A 14,718-nucleotide genomic window follows, 5' to 3' on the forward strand; every position below is an offset into this window, starting at 1 on the left:
CCCGATCAAAGTTCGCGTTGCGTGTCGGCAAATGACGGGAACTTGTCAAGGAGCGCGGCGACGATCTTGCCGAAACCGATGCCCAGAGACGATTTCACCATCAACACGTCGCCTGGCGCGACCGAGTTCAATACATAATCCGTCAATTCGCTCGTGTTCTCGCGATATTCGACATGGACGCTCTCCGGCAGCGATTCCTTGAGCGCAGCCATCTCGGCTCCAGCGAGCCAGACATATTCGATGCCGGCAGCAAGCAGCGGCACGGCGAGGTCGGTATGGACCTTCTGCGCATAGTCGCCCATCTCCAGCATGTCGCCGAGCACGGCGATACGGCGTCCGCGGCCGGTCGGCTCGGAGGCAGCCAAGAGTGCGATCGCCGCACGCATCGAGGCCGGATTGGCATTGTAGCTCTCGTCGATCAGCGTGAAGCTGCCGCCGCCGATCGAAAGCCGGTGGCGCTTGCCCCTGCCCTTTTCCGGCTTCAGCGTCGCAAGCGCTTCGATCGCCTTCTCCATGTCGGCGCCGACGATCCTGACGACCCCGAGGGCTGCCAGCGCATTCTCGGCGATATGGCGGCCGGGCGCGCCGATCGCGACCTCCAGCGTCTCGCCGCCGATCGTCAGCCACAGCGTCGAATTCTCGTCGGAGCCATTGAACTCTGCGAGCCGGAATTCGGCCTTGGCATGCTGGCCAAACGAATGGATATGCTCGATGCCGAGCGACTGCGCCGTGCGGTCGAGGAAATTGAACTGGTCGTTGTCGCGGTTGAGCACAACATGGCCGCCGGGTTCAAGTCCCTCAAAGATCTCGGCCTTGGCGGCGGCGATTTCCTTGATGTTCTTGAAATTGCCGAGATGCGCCGGCGCGATCGTCGTGATGATGGCGACATCGGGACGGATCATCGCCACCAGCGGCCGGATCTCGCCGGGATGGTTCATTCCGACTTCGAAGACGCCGTAATCCGTATCCGCAGGCATGCGCGCCAGCGTCAGCGGCACGCCCCAATGATTGTTGAAGGAGGCGACGGAAGCATGCACCTTGCCGGAAGGCGACAGCACATGCCGCAGCATTTCCTTGGTGGTCGTCTTGCCCACAGATCCCGTCACCGCGATGATCCGGGCCTTCGAGCGCTCGCGCGAGGCAAGGCCGAGACGGCCGAGTGCCGCAAGCACATCTTCCACGACGATCATCGGCACCGTCAGCCGACCCATGGCCGGAAGCCTCGCCTCGCTGACGACAAGAAGGGAGGCACCGTTCGCCATCGCCATCGACGCGTAATCGTGACCGTCGACACGATCACCCTTGATCGCGAAGAAAGCCTCTCCTGGAGTAATCGAGCGGCTGTCGATGGAAATGCCGGTGATGCCTTCGGGCAGAGTGCCGAAGGGGCGCCCCGCCATCGCTGCGATCATGTCTTCGGTCGTCCAGAGCCAGCTCAAGATTTCAGTTCCTCCAAGGCCTTGCGCACCTCCGCATGATCGGAAAACGGCAAGGTGACGCCGCCGATCGTCTGCCCCTCCTCATGCCCTTTGCCGGCGACGATCAGCGTATCGCCGGATCTCAGCATGCCCACAGCCTCGCGGATCGCCGTGGCGCGATCGGCGATTTCCGAGGCGCAGCCTGCTGCCGCCATGATCTCCGCCCGGATCGAAGCCGGTTCCTCCGAACGCGGATTATCGTCGGTGACGATGACGACGTCGGCAAGCCGGCAGGCGATTTCGCCCATGATCGGCCGCTTGCCGCGGTCACGGTCGCCGCCGCAGCCGAAGACGACGACGACGCGGCCGGTGGTGAAGGGTCGCACCGAGCCCAGCACGTTTTCCAGAGCATCCGGCTTGTGGGCATAGTCGACATAGGCGAGAGCGCCGTCTTTCGTATGACCGACGAGTTCGAGACGGCCGGACGCGCCGACGAGCTTCTCCAGCGCCGCCATCGCAACCTTCGCGGCCACGCCGGTCGACATGGCAAGCCCTGCCGCAACAAGCGCGTTGGCGACCTGGAAATCGCCGGCCAGCGGAATGTCCACCTCGAAGATCTCGCTGCCGATATGGATCTCGGCCGTCTGCTTGTGGCGGAAGTGCTCGACGCGCTTCAAGGAAAGATAATTGCCCTTTCGCCCGACGGTACGAACGTCGTGACCGGCATCGGTCGCCGCCTTGATCGCCTGCGCCGACCATGGATCGTCGGCGAAGATCACCGCCGGCGACCCCTTCGGCAACAGCGTATCGAAAAGCCGCATCTTGGCGGCCATATAGGCTTCGACGGTCGGATGATAATCCATGTGGTCGCGGCCGAGATTGGTGAAGGCGGCGGCGGCAAGCTTGACGCCGTCGAGCCGGCACTGGTCGAGGCCGTGGCTGGAAGCTTCCATGGCGGCATGCGTCACGCCTTCTTCGGCGAGTTCCGCCAGCAGCTCGTGCAGCGACACCGGATCGGGCGTCGTCAGCGAGCCATATTCGTTGCGCGTCGGCGAGACGACCCCCGTCGTACCGATCATTGCGGCCGCATGGCCCGCATGCGCCCAGATCTGCCTGACGAAGGAGGCAACGGAAGTCTTGCCCGCCGTGCCGGTGACGGCGACCATGGTATCGGGCTGCCTGCCGTGGAAACGCGAGGCGGCGATGGAAAGGAAGCGGCGCGGTTCCTTGACCGCAAGCACCGGGATGGAAGCATCGATAGCTTGAGAGGCGATCGCGACAACAGCGCCGCGGCCGGCGGCATCCGCGATGAAACCCACGCCGTCCGCCTTGGTGCCGGCGACTGCGACGAAGGCATTGCCCGGCGTCACCTTGCGGCTATCCGAAGACAGGCCTGAGATATCAATCAAGCCTGCCGGGCCTTCGAGCTGTGCTTCAAGTTCCGGAAACTGATCTCCGGCCAGGTCTCGCAATTTCATCGAATGCACTTTTCTCTCTTGAAGCCGGTTCACCCCTCGCGAATCGGCGTCGATATTCATTCACACTCAATAAGACACCAGCAAGGCCGAACCGCCCTCCCCGAATTTCGGCTCGATGCCGAGAATGGGGGCTGCGCGGCTGATGATCTCACGAGCGATCGGGCCGGCAGTACCGGCAGAGATCGTTCCGCCATATTGCTTCTCACCGGTCTTCGGCTCGTCGCAGAAGGTGATCACGGCGTATCTGGGATCATTGATCGGGAATGCGGCAATGAAGGAATTGAAATTCAGCGTCGCCGAATAACGCCCGTTCACCACCTTGTCGGCGGTACCGGTCTTGCTGCCGACGGCAAAGCCCGGCACGCGGGCGACACGTCCGGATCCCTTGTATCCGTTGAAGTCGAGGAGATAGCGGATGTTGTCGCTGGTCGACTTCTTGATCACCTGCGTGGCGATCTGATCGGCCTGTTCGCGCGTGCGCGGCAGGAACGTCGGCTCGATCAGCTTGCCGCCATTGACGAGGGCGGCGGCGGCGACCCCTGTCTGCAGGGCTGTCGTCGAGACGCCGTGGCCAAAGGAAATCGTGATCGAATTGATCTTCTTCCAAACACGCGGCTGGCTCGGCATCTTCACTTCGGGCAGCTCGGTCTGCATCTTCGTCAACAGGCCGAACTTGGTCAGATAGTCCTTCTGCGCGTCGATGCCGACGATGTCGATGACGCGCGCCGTACCGATATTCGAAGAATACTGGAAAATCTCGGGGACGGTCAGCCAGCGGCGCTGCCCGTGAAAATCGTGGATGGTGAAGCCGCCGATATAGATCGATTTGCTGGCGTCGAAACTGTCGGTCATCTTGACCTTGCCGGTGTCGAGCGCCATGGCCAGCGAAAAGGTCTTGAAGGTCGAACCCATTTCGAAGGTGCCGTTGGTCATCCGGTTGAGCCAACCTTCCTTGGCGCCTTCCTGCGGATCGTTCGGATCGAAATCCGGCGCCGACGCCATCGCCAGCACTTCTCCCGTGTGCACGTCGATGACGGCGGCTCCCGCCCCCTTGGACTGGAAGTTGTTGACGGCGTTGACGACCGCGTCGCGGACGATGTTCTGCACGCGCAGGTCGATCGAAAGCCGCACCGGCTCGAGCGGCTGGTCGCTGGTCATGCCGACCGAGGCGAGGTCGGCAAGTCCCTGGTCGTCGATATATTTCTCCATGCCGGCGACGCCGCGGTTGTCGATGTTGACGTAGCCAAGGATATGCGCGGCGGTCGAGCCGCCCGGATAGAAACGGCGCTTCTCCGGACGGAAGCCGATGCCGGGAATGCCGAGCGCCAGGATCTGGCTCTGCTGCTTCGGCGTCAGCTGCCGGCGCAGCCAGGCAAAATGCGAGGTCTTGACCGAGAGCTTCTTATAGGTGTCCCTGACGTCGAGTTCGGGCAGCACCGTTGCAAGTTTCTCGACCGCCTCATCGGCATCGACGATCTTGTTGGGCTCGGCAAACAGCGAGACGGTGCGGATGTCGGTCGCCAGCACCTCGCCGTTGCGGTCGAGAATGTCGGGGCGCGAGGCCATCAGCCGGTCGGGCGGCAGGATGCTGGAGACGACCTCCTGATCCTTCATCGCATATTCGACGAGACGTCCGCCGATAATGACGTAGACACCCATGAAGCCAAGAATCAGCAAGCCGACGCGGCTTTTCGCCTGTCCTGATTTTTTCTTGCGCGATCCCTCGATCGCCAGGCCGGCGGGCGAAGGACCGCCGAACCGGTTATAGACGCCGGCGGAGAAATGCGCCTGGCTCTTCAAAACCATGATGCGGGAAAGAAACGACATTATTCCACCGACCCCGTTTCGATCTCGTCTGCGCCTGCGTCGTCCTCCGCCCCGCCATCAGGCGCCACTGCGCCGTGCGGCTCCGCCGCGCCACGCGGCGCAGGCTGGGGAATGGGCTGTATCTTGGAGGTACCAGTCGCGCCTTTGGCGCTGGCCACGGCCGCGCCGTTGGCTTTGGCCTCCGTCACGTCGGGCACGGGAACCTCGGATTTCAGCATCGGCAATTCCTTGGCATGCACCAGCGCCGTCGACGCCGTCGGCTGCAGCTGCAATTCGTCATTATAGGCCTTGACCAGCCGCTCCAGCCGGTTCGGCTGCGATTGCAGCGCCCAGTCGGCCTTGAGGAGGTCGATCGTATCCTTCTCGAGCTTGATCTCGGCTTCGAGGCGATGAACCTCCTCGAGCTTCAATTCGGCGCGATGTTTGATCGTGTAGGTCACGGCGGCGGTGGCCGTCATGACGCCGATGAGCACGAGATCGAAGGTTTTCAGCATATCAACCACCAAGCTTTCCGAGGCTGGCAAGATTGGGAAACCCGAAGAGCGACATATCCGCGGCCTCGGCCGCAGCGTCCGTCCTCAGGCCGGCGCGCAGCTTGGCGGAGCGGGCGCGCGGATTGATCTCCGCCTCCGCCTCGCTTGCCGAAACCATCGGCTTGCCGATGGCCGCAAAGGTTGCCGCCCGTTCATGCGCGACCGGCAGATGCCGCGAACCCGACGCCTTGCCGGCGCGGTCGGAGAAGAATTTCTTGACGATGCGGTCTTCGAGCGAATGAAAGGTGACGACGACGAGCCGTCCGCCGGGTTTCAGCGCCGTCTCCGCCGCAAACAGCGCTTGCGCCAGCTCGCCAAGCTCGTCGTTGACGAAGATGCGCAGCGCCTGGAAGACGCGCGTTGCCGGATGGATCTTGTCCTTCATCTTGCGCGGCGTGACGAATTCGATGAGACCGGCGAGATCGCGTGTCGTCTCGAACGGCTTTTCGGCGCGGCGCTTCTCGATCGCATGGGCGATGCGCGGCGCCTGGCTTTCCTCGCCGAGAAAATGGAAGATGCGGATGAGATCGGCGACCTTGGCGCGGTTGACGACATCGGCGGCCGAAACGCCTGTCGCCGACATGCGCATGTCGAGCGGTCCGTTTTTCTGGAAGGAGAAGCCGCGTTCCGCCTCGTCGATCTGCATGGAGGAGACGCCGATATCGAGCACGACGCCGTCGAGCCCGCCTCGCGGCGCATGATCGGCAAGATGCGAGAACTGCGAATGAATAAGCTTGAGACGGCCGCCATGGGCCGCGACCATTGCTTGACCAGCCGCAATCGCCGTGGGGTCGCGGTCGAGCGCGATCACCTCGGCGCCGGCCGCCAGGATGGCCGAGCTGTAACCGCCCGCACCGAATGTACCGTCGAGGATGAGTTTGCCGGAAGCCGGCGCCAGCGCCGCAAGGACTTCTTCGAGAAGAACGGGAATGTGACGAACCGATCCGCCACCGGCATCAGTTGAACCTCCGCCAGGATTCGCCACCATTCCGTTTCCTCGTTCTTTCAGGAACGCTTGCCCGCCAGCTTGCGTTCCCCTCGTGCCTGCGCCTGCGCAGCCACAAAAGCCTGCGGCTGCCACAGCTGAAAATGATCCGCCCGACCGACGAAAGTCACTTCGTCCGAGATGCCGGTAAAGCCGCGAATGAAATCCGTGACCATCAGCCGCCCCTCGGCGTCGAGCCTCATGAAGACCCCGCCTCCATGAATGAGAAGCGACATCTCGTTCGCATCCGGCGAAAACGGATCCTCCGCAGCAATCTGCCGTTCGAATCTCTCGAGAAGATCCGGACCGCCGACGCTGATCGCCGGAAACACAAAATCCTGAAAGCAATAGAGCTCCTGGACATTGCGCTGCGCCAGCACGGAACGGAACGCCGACGGCACGGAAACCCGGCCCTTGGCATCGATCCTGTTGGTCGCGTTCGATAGGAAGCGGCTCATTACACGAAACATCCGTTCCCGCAGGGATCCGGACAAAAAGACGCCCGAAACTCCCAATATCAGACACAGCTTCGCAAGCCGGATGAGCAAAAACCCGTCCGACGCTTCCGGAGAGGAAGACGCCTTTGCTTTGCGATGAATGGGCAAATGATTGCCCTGGTGCAGTGCGCATTTGGGATAGCATGGGACCATATGGGCGTCAATGGGATGCGCCCGTTTTGCAATAGACGCATGATCAAAAATTTATAAGCCGTTAAGTTTAACAAAGGGTTAGGATCACCCTCCCGCAGGAGGCGCGCAACCACACTTTCGCAAAAAGAATTTCCACTCGCGGGGTTGCATGAGCATCCGCTTGAAATCATTCGATTTCAGAGGCTTATATGGAAGTGATGTCTGAAATCGTGGGTTTTCCGCGCCACAAAAGTTAATCGCCAGTTGGCCTGTAAGCCGGGTTCTGTATGGCTCCGGCGTGAACCGGAACGTGGCAGCCATTCCTCTGGGACAGCGCTCGCACGCTGCCTCGCGCAACCCACCCGGATGACTGGCCTGGAAACCGGCCGGAAGGCCTTTCGGCCCGCCGCGTCATCCCTATTCGGTCTTGCTCCCGGTGGGGTTTACCGTGCCATTTCCGTTGCCGGAGATGCGGTGGGCTCTTACCCCACCCTTTCACCCTTACCTGTCATGACAGGCGGTTTGCTTTCTGTGGCACTTTCCCTGAGGTCGCCCTCGCCGGACGTTATCCGGCACCGTGTTTCCGTGGAGCCCGGACTTTCCTCACCCTACCGCCTTTCGGCATTGGTAAAGCGCGGCTGCCCGGCCAACTGGCAGGGGTCCCATAAACGAGAGAGATGGCAATTGCTATCGAAATCAAAAATTATTTATCGAAATTGCGGTGTGAAATCCGTGGAGTAGCCTTGTTCGCTGATTCTGCCCGACAAAAGCAGCTCAGCCCCAAGCCGGCCGATTTCGTCGGAGCTCTTGGCCGACGTGCCGGCGCAGCCCGTCAACACCGCGATCTCAGGCGACGAGGTGTAGCCGATCATCGGATAGCCGCTTTCCGTCTGCGACACGACGCAGGCCGCCGTCGATATCGAAAGCGGCGCCAGATCAGGCACCAGACCGGCAACGATGCGTTGAAGATGCGCGCGCACGCTGTCGCGCCCTTCCGTCTTGAACCAGGCACGCATTTCCGTATCGTCGCTGAGTGTCACATCGTCAGGGTCGCCACCGATCTTCAGGTAATATTTGCCGTCGGGATAAAGGATCGGCGGCAGCAGGTAGATATGGATGTCGGGCGTATCGACAATGAGCGACGGCATGGCGGCTAGGCGCGCCGCCTCCGTCTCGCTCACCTCGAACAGCGTCACGGTCCGGGCATAAACCGTCATGGCAACCGGCCGCGACAACAGATTCTCGGCAATGGAAAATCCGCCCGCCGCCAGCAGCACCTTTTCAGCACGATAGGTCAGGCCGCCTGATGTCTTGACGACGGCAAAGCCGCCCTCGCTGCGGATCGAGACGACGTGGTCGCGAATGATGGTGGCGCCCGCCTTTTCCGCCAGCAGCGACTGCGCCTTCACCAGCTTGCGCGGGCTGATATGGCCGGCCCCTCTCACCTCGAAGACACCGGCGCCATCATCAGGAAAGGCGAAGAAGGGAAAGGCAGCCTTCAGGCCCGCTCCATCGAGAAGGCGGGTCTCGACGCCGAGCGAGACGGCCGCCTGCCGGGTTCTCTCGAGATAATCGCTTGCCCTCGGCGCGACGACAACACAGCCTGCCTCGCGATAAAAGTCGACGCCACTGTCGCGGGCGATCTCGCCATAACGGCCGATCGAGCGGTTGGCGAGCAGCGCCCAATTGCGGTCGGGATCGATGGTGCGGGTGATGCGCCCCTCGTCGTAGTGGCTGGCGAAGACGCCCTGATGCGCCTTGCGATCACCAGGCTCGTCCGGGCCGATCACCGCGACGCCGTCCGCCTGCCGCGCCAGATGCCGCGCCGCCGCCGCCCCCATCAGCCCGCGGCCGACGACGATATATTTGAAATCGACTGCCATAATGTCCTCCTAGGCGAAAACGGGCGTCAGTTCGCGGCCGAAATCCTCATCCCCGAGCTGCCCTTCCGCCAGCAGCACCGCTCCGAGGCGCCCGAGTTCGTCGGAGGATTTGGCTGCAACGAAATTGCCGCCGGTCAGCACCGCAATACGCGGCGACTGCGTATATCCTACATAGGGATAACCGGTCGGCGTGAAATTCGCCGCGCAGGGCGCCGAGGTCACGCGGCAGCCGGCAAGCTCCGGCATCAACTGCAAGGCGACACGCGAGAGATGATCGCGCTCAGCGGCGCTGCCGTCGGAACGGAACCACGCGCCGGCATCCTCCAACCGCTCGAAAGAAAGCGCCTCGGTGTCGCCGCCGAGTTTCAGATAGGTTTTGCCATCGGGATAACGCACCGGCGGCAGGATATAGATGTGATCCTCTTCCCGGTCACCGAGCACGATCGTCGACGGCATGTCCGCGAAAACAGCCATCTCGCGTTCACCGATCTCGTAGAAGGCCACCGTGCGCGCCATGACCCTGGTATCGACCGGACGCGGCAGCAGGGCATGGAAATTGCTGAAACCGCCGGCGGCCACCAGCACGCGCTCGGCGCTGTAGCATCTGCCGCCGGCTGTCACCTCGACATGGGAACCGGCATCACGCACGGATGTCGCGATTGCCTCGATCAGCGAGACGCCGCCCTGCTCGGCAAGCGTAACCTGCGCCCGCACCAGCGCCCGTGGGTTGATGTAGCCGGCGCGTCTGCGCTCGAAATATCCTGTGAAATCAGGATCGATGGCAAGATAGGGAAAACGTTGGCGAAGTTCCGACGGCGCGATGGTCTCGATATCGCTGCCGAGCGTCCGGCTGACGGACAGCGCCCGGTTGATATAGTCCTGCTCATCCGTCGGGGTCGGGCCGGCAAAAAGGCAGCCGACCTCAGAATAGAAGGAAATGCCGCTCCTTGCCTCGATCTCGCGGTAGCGGTCGAGCGCGCGGGCGGCGAAGCTTCCCCAGGCCAGATTGCCATCGAAGGTGCGGGTGATGCGGGCTTCGTCGTAATGGCTGGCGAAGACGCCGTGATGGGCCTTGCGCTCTTCCGGCTCGCGTGGGCCGATCAGCGCGATGCCGTCGGCCATGGAGGAGAGATGCCGTGCGGCGGCGGCACCCATCATGCCGCGTCCGATGATGATGAAGCTGAAATCGACTGCCATGTCCCACCTTGTTTTCAAGGCGGAATATCACGGCAAGTGCGCTCCATCATATGGCAAAATTGCCGCAAGGCAATTTTGCCGGGACGCGCCGGGCTATGCTCAGTCGAGCATCGCCAGGACCTTGCCGCAATAGGTCTTCGACACCGGGTTCATGCGCGTGGCGGCATGGCCGGCATTGTATTTCAGGATCGTGTTGCAGGTCTGCCCGCCGCCGAGCTGATGGGCGGCCGCCAGATATTTCATGCCGTATTTGATGTTGGTCTCGGGATCGAACAGGCCCTTCCTCGTGCCGGAATATCCCATCATCCGCGCCGTCGCCGGCTTGATCTGCATCAGGCCGACTTCGCCGGCACTGCCGCGGGCATTCGGATTGAAATTGCTCTCGACGCGTACGACAGCCTGGGCGAGTGCGACGGGCACGTCGTATTCGGCGGCATATTTATTGATCAGCGCGGCATAGGGAATGCTGGCGGAAAAGTCGGGCATGGCATAGCCACTCTGGCGGTCGACGGTCTTCAGCGGGATGGTTTGCGCCCTGACGCCCCAATCATCATTCGCCGAGGCAAAGTTATACCCCGCCAGCAGCATGCCGAAGCACGCCGCAGCGCCAACAATCAACTTCTTCATATAGTCTCTTCACTCCGACCCAAAGAATTGCAGGACTGCGCGCCTCGCCGTCATTCGGTCACACGCGACCAAGGACTGATCGCGTTCCGTAGCAATTCTTATCGTTTCATTTGGCGCTCATGGTTACACTTGAAAACAGCCGTGAGCGCTGTTCAGCGGGCGTCCTTAGACCATCGCAATGAGGAGATAATAGGGAAATGATGTGGCGAGGCGGTTTTCTCGCCGGCCGCGAGGAATCCGCTCCTGATATCAGGCTCTTCCGATCAGGAATAACGCGGCAGCGTCGATAGCAGCCGGTGCAGCGTGTCGATCGTCGAGAAATCGGCGATGCCATCCACCCTTTCGGGCCGGAAATGGCGCTGGAAAGCCTCCACGTCGCCCGCCATTTTTTCGGAGAATTCGCCTGTAATTTCAGTGCCGTAGCCATAGAGCGACAGCATCGACTGCAGCGCTTCGACAGGCTGGCCGGCATCGCCGCATTGGAAGAACCGCCCACCGGTGATCTTTGCCGGCTCGACCCAGTGCCCGACACCCGCCCGGTGGAGTTCAGCCCAGGGGAATTTCTCGCCCGGATCGACCTTGCGGATCGGGGCGACATCGGAATGCCCAAGCACCCGTTCCGGCGCGATCGACCAACGTTTGACACAGTCGCGACACAATTCAATCACCGCGGCGATCTGCTCTTTTGGATAATCCGGGAGGCCGCCGGGATGGCCGGCATTGGCGATCTCGATGCCGATCGACAGCGAATTGATATCCGTCTCGCCGTGCCAGCTGCTTTTCCCCGCGTGCCAGGCACGCCGTATTTCCGGCACGAGCTGCACCACCTCGCCGTTCTCACGCACGAAATAATGGCTGGAAACCTGGCTTTCGGCGCGACAGAGCCAGTCGAGCGCACCATCTGCCGTCGGCATGCCGGTATAATGCAGCAGGATCATATCCGGACGGCGCCCGTCTGCCCGCTCGCCGTGGTTCGGCGAAGGCTGCACGCGGGCGCTCCTGCAATCGGCCTCGAAAGAGGTCATGCGGCGCGGCGTTCCTTCTCGATCGCCGCATAGGCCGCATTCAGCGCTGCCATGCGTTCATTGGCGATGACATGGAATTCCTTCGGCACGCCGCGCGAGATCAGCCTGTCGGGATGATGTTCGCTGACGAGGCCACGGTAACGGCGGCGAATGGTCGGGAAATCATCCGAAGGCGAGACGCCGAGCACCTTATACGGATCGCCGCCGGACGAGACGTGGCGGGCGGCGATCTGCTCGAAGCGGGTTTCGCTCATCTGGAAGATCTCGCCGATATGGTGCAGGAAATTCAGTTCCTTCTCGTGGATCAGCCCATCGGCTTTGGCGATGTGGAAGAGGCCGTCGAGCACGTCTTCCAGCACGGGGCAATTGGCCGCACAGGTAACGCAGAGCGTGGAGAGCCGTTCGGCATAGGCTTCGTAGCCGGCGACATCCTGGCGAGCGAGGTTGTAAAGCCTGGCGACGTTCTTGGCCTGATCCTCAGGGAATTCGAAGATTTCGCGGAAGGCTTCGACCTCCTTCTCGCTGACGATACCGTCGGCCTTGGCCATCTTGGCCGACAGCGCGATGATCGCCACGGAGAAAGCCACCTTACGCCGGGTCTCGGGATCGCCTTCGAAAACCGTACGGATAGCCTCGACCACCGCAGACAACGCATTGCCCGCGGTATTGCCAATGGCATTCAACAGTTTTTCCCAGAAGGACATCGAAAATCTCACAGACTTGTCAACTTATAGCAAACAGCTTGACCAAAGAATCGCAGCCTTTGCAAGGCGACTATTGGTCGTAGAGCCGAACACAGTTTTCACGATTTGGTAATTGTCGCACCGCAGCAAACGATTCACGGCGCCCGCTTTCATCTCGTATGGCAACGGCTGACGATCGCCGGCGCATCGCCCGTGCAGGTGAAACCGGAGTGCGCGACGGAAATTTCCACAACAGTTCCCGACACGCAGATCGGGCTTGAAACGATTATATCATTACTTCCTGCCACCTTCGCGGCCCAACTCGGCAGAAAGGCGCATTTTTCGTAAATTCTTTACTTTACAGGCCCCTTTCCCTGCCGCATCCATGCGTTAGCTAACGCCACCGCACCGAAACGCCATAGGAGGGATCATGGCCAAGCAGAAAGTCGCAATGCTGACCGCCGGAGGCCTGGCACCCTGTCTTTCTTCCGCCGTCGGCGGTCTCATCGAACGCTATAGCGACGTCGCGCCCGATCTCGATATCGTCGCCTACAAGTCCGGATACCAGGGCGTGCTCACCGGCGACAGCATCGCGATCACCCGCGAGATGCGCGAAAAGGCGCCGCTGCTGCACCGTTACGGCGGCTCGCCGATCGGCAACAGCCGCGTCAAGCTCACCAATGCCGCCGACTGCGTCAAGCGCGGCCTGGTCAAGGAAGGCGAGAACCCGCTGCGGGTCGCCGCCGAACGCCTCGCCAATGACGGCATCACCATTCTCCACACGATCGGCGGCGACGACACCAACACCACAGCCGCCGACCTTGCCGCCTACCTCGCCGCCAACGGCTACAATCTCACCGTCGTCGGCCTGCCGAAGACGGTCGACAACGACGTCGTCCCGATCCGCCAGTCGCTCGGCGCCTGGACGGCCGCCGAAGTTGGCGCGCATTTCTTCGACAATGTCAGTAACGAGCAGACGGCCGCACCCCGCACCCTCGTCATCCACGAAGTCATGGGCCGCCATTGCGGCTGGCTGACGGCCGCCACCGCCCGCGCCTATCTCCAGCGCACCAGCCGCAACCAGTATGTCGACGGCCTGATGATGGATGCGCATCTGAAGAGCATCGACGCCGTCTACCTGCCTGAGATGGCCTTCGACCTCGACGCCGAGGCCGCCCGCCTGAAGGAAAGCATGGACCGCAACGGCCACGCCACGGTCTTCGTCTCGGAAGGCGCCTGCCTCGACGCCATCGTCGCCGAGCGGGAAGCCGCCGGCGAAACCGTCAAGCGTGACGCCTTCGGCCATGTGAAGATCGACACGATCAATGTCGGCGCCTGGTTCCAGAAGCAGTTCGCCAACCTCCTGAATGCCGAACGTTCCCTCGTGCAGAAATCAGGCTATTTCGCCCGCTCGGCGCCGGCCAACGGCGACGACCTCAGGCTGATCCAGAGCATGGTCGATCTCGCCGTCGAAAGCGCGCTCAATAAAGTCTCCGGCGTCACCGGCCATGACGAAGCGCAGAACGGTAAGTTGCGCACTATAGAATTCCCGCGCATCAAGGGCGGCAAGGCTTTTGACCTGTCGACGGCATGGTTTGCCGAAGTCATGGACAATATAGGTCAGAAATACAAAGAAGCGTGATTGACGGATGGTTAATATGATGTCTTTGCTTGTTCCTGAGGAATAGGAGGAGACACCATGTCATTTGAAGCCTGGCTCGCTTTTGCGGCGGCATCGGCCATCATGCTGGCCATACCGGGGCCGACGATACTGCTCGTCGTTTCCTATGCGCTCGGTCATGGGCGCAGGACGGCGTTTGCGACGGTGAGCGGCGTGGCGCTTGGTGACTTCACCGCGATGACGGCTTCCCTCTTCGGTCTCGGTGCCGTTCTGGCCGCCTCCGCCACCCTCTTCACCGTGTTGAAGTGGATCGGCGGCGCCTACCTGATCTATCTGGGAGTCAAGCTCTGGCGGGCTCCCATCATCGGCGAACCGGTTGCCGACAACGACAATCTGCCGGAGGAAAAGTCGCTCAAGATTTTCCTCCACGCCTATGTCGTCACCGCCCTCAATCCGAAGAGCATCATCTTCTTCGTCGCCTTCGTGCCGCAGTTCCTCAATCCGGCCCTGCCCTTCGTCGGCCAGATGGCGATCATGGAAGCGACCTTCCTCGTGCTGGCGATCCTCAACGCCTCCACCTACGCGTTTCTCGCCCATACCGCGCGCGGACTGATTCGCAAGGCGAGCATCCAGCGCGCCGTAAACCGAACGGGAGGCACCCTGCTGATCGCTGCAGGCGCCGTAACCGCCGGGTATCGCCGTATTGCAGCATAGAAATATTGCGTGGTTGCCGGAATGCCACGAATAGGTTAATGGGGTCACCAGGGCTTAAGGTTTTTGGTAACTTTTATACGCAGCCGGGGCGGCGCGAT

Annotated in this window: 13 protein-coding genes and 1 other RNA gene; 2 read left to right on the forward strand and 12 right to left on the reverse strand. The window is 61.7% G+C overall.

The window, feature by feature from the left end:
- Window positions 1-5 precede the first annotated feature (5 nt).
- The 12 genes from NE851_RS26030 to NE851_RS26085 form a co-directional block, all read right to left on the reverse strand.
- A complete protein-coding gene (locus tag NE851_RS26030; RefSeq protein WP_063474587.1) occupies window positions 6-1,439 on the reverse strand; it encodes a UDP-N-acetylmuramoylalanyl-D-glutamyl-2,6-diaminopimelate--D-alanyl-D-alanine ligase in 1,434 nt (477 codons plus the stop codon).
- A complete protein-coding gene (locus NE851_RS26035; protein ID WP_254958730.1) occupies window positions 1,436-2,956 on the reverse strand; it encodes a UDP-N-acetylmuramoyl-L-alanyl-D-glutamate--2,6-diaminopimelate ligase in 1,521 nt (506 codons plus the stop codon). The genes NE851_RS26030 and NE851_RS26035 overlap by 4 nt, the downstream gene beginning before the upstream one ends.
- Before the next feature lie 6 nt (window positions 2,957-2,962).
- Window positions 2,963-4,723 carry a peptidoglycan D,D-transpeptidase FtsI family protein gene (locus NE851_RS26040; RefSeq protein ID WP_047610954.1) on the reverse strand — a complete coding sequence of 587 codons (1,761 nt, stop codon included), beginning with the start codon at window positions 4,721-4,723 and terminating at the stop codon, window positions 2,963-2,965.
- The gene (ftsL, locus tag NE851_RS26045; RefSeq protein WP_183903319.1) at window positions 4,723-5,217 is read right to left on the reverse strand and encodes a cell division protein FtsL; all 495 of its coding nucleotides are present in this window, start codon (window positions 5,215-5,217) and stop codon (window positions 4,723-4,725) included. The genes NE851_RS26040 and ftsL overlap by 1 nt, the downstream gene beginning before the upstream one ends.
- 1 nt (window position 5,218) lies before the next feature.
- A complete protein-coding gene (gene rsmH, locus NE851_RS26050; protein ID WP_254958731.1) occupies window positions 5,219-6,244 on the reverse strand; it encodes a 16S rRNA (cytosine(1402)-N(4))-methyltransferase RsmH in 1,026 nt (341 codons plus the stop codon).
- Between the two features lie 17 nt (window positions 6,245-6,261).
- Window positions 6,262-6,699, reverse strand: a complete 438-nt coding sequence (mraZ, locus tag NE851_RS26055) for a division/cell wall cluster transcriptional repressor MraZ (protein WP_041935681.1) — start codon at window positions 6,697-6,699, stop codon at window positions 6,262-6,264.
- Window positions 6,700-7,126: 427 nt separating this feature from the next.
- Window positions 7,127-7,524, reverse strand: an RNA gene (gene rnpB / locus NE851_RS26060) — RNase P RNA component class A.
- A 53-nt stretch (window positions 7,525-7,577) separates the two neighbouring features.
- The gene (locus NE851_RS26065) at window positions 7,578-8,753 is read right to left on the reverse strand and encodes an NAD(P)/FAD-dependent oxidoreductase (RefSeq protein ID WP_097542143.1); all 1,176 of its coding nucleotides are present in this window, start codon (window positions 8,751-8,753) and stop codon (window positions 7,578-7,580) included.
- Window positions 8,754-8,762: 9 nt separating this feature from the next.
- Window positions 8,763-9,950, reverse strand: a complete 1,188-nt coding sequence (locus NE851_RS26070) for an NAD(P)/FAD-dependent oxidoreductase (RefSeq protein WP_254958735.1) — start codon at window positions 9,948-9,950, stop codon at window positions 8,763-8,765.
- A gap of 99 nt (window positions 9,951-10,049) precedes the next feature.
- The gene (locus NE851_RS26075) at window positions 10,050-10,577 is read right to left on the reverse strand and encodes a lytic transglycosylase domain-containing protein (protein ID WP_029868443.1); all 528 of its coding nucleotides are present in this window, start codon (window positions 10,575-10,577) and stop codon (window positions 10,050-10,052) included.
- 263 nt (window positions 10,578-10,840) lie between these two features.
- The gene (locus NE851_RS26080) at window positions 10,841-11,602 is read right to left on the reverse strand and encodes an N-acetylmuramoyl-L-alanine amidase (RefSeq protein WP_097542142.1); all 762 of its coding nucleotides are present in this window, start codon (window positions 11,600-11,602) and stop codon (window positions 10,841-10,843) included.
- Window positions 11,599-12,306, reverse strand: coding sequence for a J domain-containing protein (locus NE851_RS26085; protein WP_029867953.1), 708 nt, complete (start codon window positions 12,304-12,306; stop codon window positions 11,599-11,601). Before NE851_RS26085 ends, NE851_RS26080 begins: the two co-directional genes overlap by 4 nt.
- A gap of 409 nt (window positions 12,307-12,715) precedes the next feature.
- Between NE851_RS26085 and NE851_RS26090 the strand changes: the two genes are divergently transcribed.
- Together NE851_RS26090 and NE851_RS26095 are read left to right on the forward strand one after the other, a co-directional pair.
- The gene (locus NE851_RS26090) at window positions 12,716-13,927 is read left to right on the forward strand and encodes a pyrophosphate--fructose-6-phosphate 1-phosphotransferase (protein ID WP_029867950.1); all 1,212 of its coding nucleotides are present in this window, start codon (window positions 12,716-12,718) and stop codon (window positions 13,925-13,927) included.
- Between the two features lie 57 nt (window positions 13,928-13,984).
- On the forward strand, window positions 13,985-14,620 hold the full coding sequence (locus NE851_RS26095) for a LysE family translocator (protein ID WP_029867949.1): 636 nt from the start codon (window positions 13,985-13,987) through the stop codon (window positions 14,618-14,620).
- The last annotated feature ends 98 nt before the right edge of the window (window positions 14,621-14,718 follow it).

Origin of the sequence: Rhizobium anhuiense bv. trifolii (genome assembly GCF_024346605.1) — a bacterium.
In the GTDB taxonomy this organism is placed as follows: Bacteria; Pseudomonadota; Alphaproteobacteria; order Rhizobiales; family Rhizobiaceae; genus Rhizobium; species Rhizobium anhuiense.